The organism is uncultured Phyllobacterium sp. (genome assembly GCF_902479695.1).
Classification (GTDB): domain Bacteria; phylum Pseudomonadota; class Alphaproteobacteria; order Rhizobiales; family Rhizobiaceae; genus Phyllobacterium; species Phyllobacterium calauticae.
Genome location: NZ_CABSQF010000084.1, coordinates 1 through 6,639 on the forward strand (window position 1 = coordinate 1; position 6,639 = coordinate 6,639).

At 60.4% G+C, this 6,639-nt stretch carries 8 protein-coding genes and 1 pseudogene; 8 read left to right on the top strand and 1 reads right to left on the bottom strand.

Translation table 11 applies throughout. The features are described 5' to 3' along the window. The 6 genes from hutU to RDL77_RS24535 all read left to right on the top strand — a co-directional run. On the top strand, positions 1 to 1,134 hold a 1,134-nt coding region (gene hutU / locus RDL77_RS24510; RefSeq protein WP_288195097.1), incomplete at its 5' end, for a urocanate hydratase. Continuing rightward, positions 1,134 to 1,685, top strand: a complete 552-nt coding sequence (locus RDL77_RS24515) for a HutD family protein (protein ID WP_288195098.1) — start codon at positions 1,134 to 1,136, stop codon at positions 1,683 to 1,685. The genes hutU and RDL77_RS24515, both read left to right, overlap by 1 nt. A gap of 86 nt (positions 1,686 to 1,771) precedes the next feature. Then, a complete protein-coding gene (locus tag RDL77_RS24520; RefSeq protein WP_288195100.1) occupies positions 1,772 to 2,155 on the top strand; it encodes a hypothetical protein in 384 nt (127 codons plus the stop codon). A 114-nt stretch (positions 2,156 to 2,269) separates the two neighbouring features. Beyond that, on the top strand, positions 2,270 to 3,634 hold the full coding sequence (locus tag RDL77_RS24525) for a PepSY domain-containing protein (RefSeq protein ID WP_288195101.1): 1,365 nt from the start codon (positions 2,270 to 2,272) through the stop codon (positions 3,632 to 3,634). A gap of 22 nt (positions 3,635 to 3,656) precedes the next feature. Then, positions 3,657 to 4,190 (top strand): copper chaperone PCu(A)C, encoded by a 534-nt coding sequence (locus RDL77_RS24530; protein ID WP_288195102.1) that lies wholly within the window; start codon positions 3,657 to 3,659, stop codon positions 4,188 to 4,190. Continuing rightward, on the top strand, positions 4,190 to 4,780 hold the full coding sequence (locus RDL77_RS24535; protein ID WP_223612228.1) for an SCO family protein: 591 nt from the start codon (positions 4,190 to 4,192) through the stop codon (positions 4,778 to 4,780). The genes RDL77_RS24530 and RDL77_RS24535 overlap by 1 nt, the downstream gene beginning before the upstream one ends. A 39-nt stretch (positions 4,781 to 4,819) precedes the next feature. Here RDL77_RS24535 and RDL77_RS24540 read toward each other — a convergent pair whose 3' ends face one another. After that, positions 4,820 to 5,713, bottom strand: a complete 894-nt coding sequence (locus tag RDL77_RS24540) for a sigma-70 family RNA polymerase sigma factor (protein ID WP_288195105.1) — start codon at positions 5,711 to 5,713, stop codon at positions 4,820 to 4,822. A 144-nt stretch (positions 5,714 to 5,857) separates the two neighbouring features. On the opposite strand from RDL77_RS24540, the gene RDL77_RS24545 reads away from it, so the two are divergent. Beyond that, positions 5,858 to 6,316 (top strand): carboxymuconolactone decarboxylase family protein, encoded by a 459-nt coding sequence (locus tag RDL77_RS24545; protein WP_223612419.1) that lies wholly within the window; start codon positions 5,858 to 5,860, stop codon positions 6,314 to 6,316. A gap of 134 nt (positions 6,317 to 6,450) precedes the next feature. Then, positions 6,451 to 6,606, top strand: a pseudogene (locus RDL77_RS24550) (iron-sulfur cluster assembly protein); the annotation flags it as partial. Positions 6,607 to 6,639: the final 33 nt, after the last annotated feature.

The following is a 6,639-nucleotide window of genomic DNA, read 5'->3' on the forward strand; positions in this document are numbered from 1 at the left end:
GCGCAGCCGCTGGCCGCCGTCATGGCCGGTGCCTGCTGCCTCGCCATCGAGTGCAATCCGGATTCGATCGATTTCCGCCTGCGTACCCGTTATGTCGATGCCAAGGCCGAAACGCTGGATGAGGCGCTTGCAATGATCGACCGCTGGACCAAGGCCGGTGAAGCCAAGTCCGTCGGTCTCCTCGGCAATGCAGCGGAAATCCTGCCGGAACTGGTGCGCCGCGGCGTGCGCCCCGATATCGTCACCGACCAGACCTCGGCGCATGATCCGATCAATGGCTACCTGCCCAAGGGCTGGTCGATCGCCGAATGGAAGGCCAAGCGCGAAAGCGACCCCAAGGGCGTCGAAAAGGCTGCCCGTGCCTCCATGCGCGAGCATGTGGAGGCGATGATTGCTTTCTGGAACGCCGGCGTCCCGACGCTCGACTATGGCAACAATATCCGTCAGGTCGCCAAGGACGAAGGACTGGAAAATGCCTTCGCTTTCCCCGGCTTCGTTCCCGCCTATATCCGTCCGCTGTTCTGCCGCGGTATCGGTCCGTTCCGCTGGGCGGCGCTGTCGGGCGACCCGGAGGATATCTACAAGACCGATGCCAAGGTGAAGGAACTCACCCCCGGCAATACCCATCTGCACAACTGGCTCGACATGGCGCGCGAGCGTATCGCGTTCCAGGGCCTTCCCGCCCGCATCTGCTGGGTCGGCCTGGGTGATCGGCATCGCCTTGGTCTTGCCTTCAATGAGATGGTGCGCAACGGCGAACTCAAGGCACCTGTGGTCATCGGGCGCGATCACCTCGATTCCGGTTCCGTCGCCTCGCCGAACCGCGAGACCGAAGCGATGAAGGACGGTTCGGATGCGGTTTCCGACTGGCCGCTGCTCAATGCCCTGCTCAACACGGCATCGGGCGCCACATGGGTGTCGCTGCATCATGGCGGTGGTGTCGGCATGGGCTTCTCGCAGCATGCGGGCATGGTGATCTGCGCCGACGGTACGGATGATGCCAAGCGCCGCATCGAACGGGTTCTGTGGAACGATCCGGCCACCGGCGTCATGCGCCATGCGGATGCGGGCTACGAGATCGCCATCGATTGCGCCCGGGAGAAGGGCCTCAACCTGCCGGGTATTCTCGGCTGATGCGCATCCTGCGTTCGGCCGGGCACCGGCAGATGCCTTGGAAAAACGGCAAGGGTGTCACCACCGAGATTGCCGTTTTTCCCGAAGGCGCATCGGTCGACAGCTTTGACTGGCGCATCAGCATGGCAAACGTTCCGGATTCCGGCCCGTTCTCGGCCTTTCCGGGCGTCGACCGCGTGCTAGCCGTGCTGGAAGGCGAAATGGTGCTGGGCGTGGATGGCCGGCCGCCTGAAACGCTCGGTCCATTGTCTCCGGCGATTGCCTTTCCCGGCGATACCCCGACAAGCGCGGTGGTGCTGCGCGAGGTTACGGACCTCAACGTCATGGTCCGTCGCGGAAAATTTACAGCGCGGGTTCGCAAGGTGGTTGATGCGTCAATCAAGGGGAATGCGGCGCAAACATTCGTGGTTCTGCGCAGTGATGCGAAGCTCACATCAGGCGAAACACTCGGTTTGGATGATGTATTGCATCTCGGCGGCTCCGAAACAGCGACGTTCAAAGACGTGCCTGTGAACGCTTGGCTGATAGAGATCAATCGTCTACCTGCCTAGGCGATCCAGCATTTGTCGCTTTGCCGCATAGATTTCCCGCGCAAGCTGCGTTATCTGGTTAGCCGGAACCGCAAAACGGGGATGTGATGCGCAGATACGGATACGATTGGCAACTGGCGGTGCGCATGCTGTGCGCGCTGGCGCTTGTCTTCGTCGCCTTTGCCCATCAGCCGGTCATTGCGGCATCCAATAATCAGATTGATCTTGCCGCCTATACGCTGCCCGACGGCACTGTTCCCGTGCTCTGCCTTCCCGGTAGTGGTGACCAGGATCCGCACAAGAGCGCATGGCACGGCACGGGCTGCGAAGCCTGCCGTATTTCCGCATCGTTCATTCTCCCTGTTCCGCCTCACACCGGCGGTCAGCGTGTAGAACCGGCGGTATCGCTCGCCATCAAGCGCGAAGCGGTGCTGATTGCCCGCAGCCTCTATCCTCCGGCAGCACCGCCTCAGGCTCCCCCTCTCGTCTGACACAAACTTTTCGAACGCTGGTCCGCCACCGGTCGGAAAGGTTGCGCCGTTTTGGGCGCGCCCATTGGTCTTTCAAAGGCCAACCATTGTTGCTGTCAGACGATTGGAACACGCATGAGCGTCTCAAGCATGGCTTCGCAGAAGCCCAAGGACATCAGTCAATCCCTCTACCGCGCCATCTGGCGCTGGCATTTTTTCGCCGGCCTTCTGGTCATCCCCTTCATGCTCAATCTCGCCATCACCGGCGGGCTCTATCTCTTCAAGGATGAAATCGACAACACGGTGTTTGCCTACCGCAATGTCGTCACGCCGCGCAGCGAGGTGCTTGCGCCGTCGCTGCTGATCAAGAACGCAGAGGCTGCGGTCCCCGGCGCAACCATCCTGCGCTATCGCGACCCCTCCACGCCGACCCAGTCCGCCCGGGTTATCCTCGGTACGGATGCCGGGAAGGTCCTTGTTTTCGTCGATCCCTATACCGGCTCGGTGCTCGGCAAGGTTGCCGAGAAGCAGGAATTCAATTGGGTCGTGCGCAAGATTCACAGCCTCGTCTATTTCGGGCTGGCGCTTGACCGAGTGGTCGAGGCCGTTGGCGGCCTCGCGCTGATCCTTGTCGTCACCGGCTTTTATCTGTGGTGGCCGCGCAAGCAGAAGGGCGGCGTCATCACGGTTCGCGGCACGCCCGACAAGCGCATCTTCTGGCGCGACCTGCATGCGGTGACCGGTGCTGTTGCCGGGGCTCTGATCTTCTTCCTTGCCATCACGGGCATGCCCTGGTCGGCCTATTGGGGTGACAAGCTCAATGCCACCCTGGCGGATAAGGGCCTCGGATACCCCACGCAGCTGTGGAACGACGTTCCGGTGTCGAAAATCCCGACAAAGGATGTGCTGACCGAGGCGGGCTGGACCATCGAAAACGCCCCGGTTCCGGCATCGACAGCCGATGGGGTGATGAAAAGCGTCGGCCTTGACCGGATCGTGGCGTCCGCCAGGGCAGAAGGCATCACACCGGGCTTCGAGGTATCGCTGCCGTCCGGGCCTGAAGGCGTCTATACCGCGGCGATTTTCCCGGACGATATCGCCATGCAGCGGACGATCCATTTCGATCAGTACAGCGGCAAACCATTGGTCGATCTGAAGTTTGCCGATTATGGCGCGGGTGCCAAGGCCATCGAGTTCGGCATCGGTGTCCATATGGGACAGTATTGGGGCCTCCTGAACCAGATCGTCATGTTGGTCACGTGCTTTGCCATCATTCTCGCCGCTGTCTCGGCCGTGGTCATGTGGTGGAAGCGTCGTCCCTCGGGGCGTCTGGGGGTGCCACCCATGCCATCGCAAAAAAGCGTCTTTGCCGCGTTGACCCTGGTCATCCTCGGCTTCGGCGTGCTCTTCCCGCTCACAGGTTTTGCCATTCTCGCCATGCTGGTTCTCGATCAGTTGATCCAGCGTGTTCCTTCCCCGCTCAAACGCGTATTCTCATAAACAACGGAACTGGAGAACGTCCATGAAATCCACTCTCAAATTTGCTGCCCTCTTGCTGGCAACAACCTTCGCCGTACCTGCATTGGCCCATGATCATTCGGCCATGGCCAAGGAAGGTGCTGCCAAAATGCAGAAGCATGAAGCCACGGACGCGGTCAAAGTCGGCAATCTCGTGTTCACCGATGCCTTCACCCGCGCCACATTGCCGGGTGCCAAGGTTGGCGGCGGCTATATCTCGATCACCAACGAGGCCAAGGAAGCGGACCGCCTGCTGGGCGGCTCCAGCCCTGTTGCGGCGCGCGTCGAAGTCCATGAAATGAAGATGGACGGCGAAGTGATGAAGATGCGCAAGCTTGCGGACGGTGTGCAAATTCCCGCGGGCGGAACCGTCGACCTCGAGCCGGGCGGCATGCACCTGATGCTGCTGGAGATCAAGCAGCCCTTGAAGAAGGGCGAAGACGTCCCGGTAACCCTCGAATTCGAGAAGGCCGGCAAGGTTGAGCTCAAACTGCACGTGGAAGCTGCCGGCGCAACCTCCATGGAGCATGGCCAGTGATGAACGTCCGCCGCGTCCGCATTGCACTGTGGTCGGTCATCGCCGTTCTGATGATCTTCCTCGCCTTCACCTATTACAGCGCCCGCAAGGGCAACGAGATAGAGCCGGTGAAGCTTGGTGTGCCGTTTTCGCTGATCGACCAGAATGGCGCGCCGATCACCGAAGCGGCATTCCAGGGACATCCGACGGTGCTGTTCTTCGGTTTCACCCATTGTCCCGAGGTTTGCCCGACAACGCTGTTCGAGATGGCGGGCTGGCTCAAGGCATTGGGCGATGAAGGCAAGGATTTGCGTGTCTTTTTCATCTCGGTGGATCCCGAACGGGACACGCCCGAGGTGATGAAGGGCTACACGGCCGCCTTCACCGACCGGATCACCGGCATCACCGGCGATCCCAAGGAAGTGGAGAAGGTCATCAAGGGCTGGAAGATCTATGCCCGCAAGGTGCCGACGGAAAATGGCGACTACACCATGGATCACACGGCATCGGTGATGCTGCTCGACCGGGATGCCCGCCTGAAGAGCACCATCGACTACAAGGAAACCACCGATGTGGCCCTGAAGAAGCTGCGGCTTCTCATTGGTTCCTGAAGTTTTTCCTCCAAAACAGAATGAGACCGTTATCTGGTCTCATTCTTTTTGGCCCTTGCCTTTCCTGAGCACCACCAGATCAAACGCGTTGAGGCGGGAAGATTCGGCAACAGCTTCAATGGCAGTGATCCTGTCCCCTGCAATCGTCAGGTTCAGGACCACATGCAACCTGCCTTGAACCTTGACCACGAGACCAAGCACGCCATCGACAAGCGCCGGTACTGCACCCTGTGCGCGTCCTTTGAACGTATTGGCCACGGCTTCCGCACCGCGAATTTCCGCCATTGCGCCCAATTGCACCGCTGCTTTGTCCGCACGGAACACCACATCCGGATCGAGCACGGCCAGAAGCGCGTTGAAATCGCCACCGCGGGAAGCCGCCAGAAAGGCATTCACGATCTCGCGCTGACGGGCAAGGCTGCGTGCCGGAATGGTATCCGTTCCCTGCACCCGGCGGCGTGCCCGGCTGGCCAACTGTCTTGCCGCCTCCGGCGTGCGATCGACAATCGGCGCAATCTCGTCGAACGATATGCCGAACATGTCGTGCAACACGAAAGCCAGCCGCTCCGCCGGGGCCAGCCGTTCGAGCACCACGAGCAGAGCCGCCCCCACCGAATCTGCCATTACAATGTCATGTTCGGGATCGCCGCCTGACTCGCGGCCTGCCACGGGCTCTGGTGTTTGCGGAGTCAGTTGGTCCTCGCGCCGTGATGTGCGCGAGCGCAGCATATCGAGGCATACGCGTGAGACGACAGTTGTCAGCCAACCAGCCAAGTTGCCGACGTCGTCCGTATGCGCGCGGCTGAAGCGCAGCCAGGCCTCCTGTACGGCGTCATCGGCTTCGGTCATCGAGCCGAGCATCCGGTAGGCTACCCGCCGCAGATGGGTGCGATTGGCCTCGAATTGCTCGGTCAGAAATTTTTTCTCGTTCATCTGTCACGTTTCCTCGCCCTGTTCCGTCAAAGCAATGACGAACGAAATCCGGCCGATGTGACAAGAAATCGGGTCCGGGAAACCGTCAAGAGCAAAAGCCCGGATATCTGGTTTCGGGCGTCAGTCAAACGAGAGGAAAAAATGATGCAAGCACGTATGAGCAACCCGGCAATGATCAACCCTGAAGCAATGAAAGCCCTGCAGGCACTGGCTGCGTCCACCGGTGACAGCGAGTTCCCGAAAGGCCTGCTTGAACTCGTGCATCTGCGCGCCAGCCAGATCAACGGCTGCAGTGTCTGCGTCGACATGCATCCGCGCCTTGCCCGCAAGGCGGGTGAAACCGATGAACGGCTCTTCGCCGTGTCCGTGTGGCGCGATACGCCGTACTTCTCCGAGGCGGAGCGCGCCGCCCTGGCCCTGACCGAAGCGGTGACCCGTGTTGCGGATCGGGCCGATCCGGTGCCGGATGACGTCTGGAATGAAGCCGCCAGACATTTCGATGAAAAGCGGCTCGGCAATCTGGTGCTGGCCATCGCCAACGTCAATGTCTGGAACCGTCTCAACATCGCGACCCGGCAGGTGCCAGGCGTATGGAAAGTCTGATCTGCTTGCGCGGATTGCTCTGCAGACCGCCTCGTTCAACGCGGCGGTTCGCGCGCGAAGGTACGCTTTGCCCCATTGGCGTTTCTGCTCAACTGCACTATGTGAAGCGGTAAGAAACAAAAGGGACAGCAAGCATGGCAGGCGTGAGCAAAGATCAGGTTCTCGATCAGCTGAAGACGGTGACCGGGCCTGATTTCAACAGCAACATTGTCGATCTGGGACTTGTCTCGGATATTTTCATTGCCGACAACAAGGTGTTTTTCTCCATCACTGTTCCGGCGGCGCGCGCGCTGGAACAGTGATGGAGAAAAACACCTTGTTGT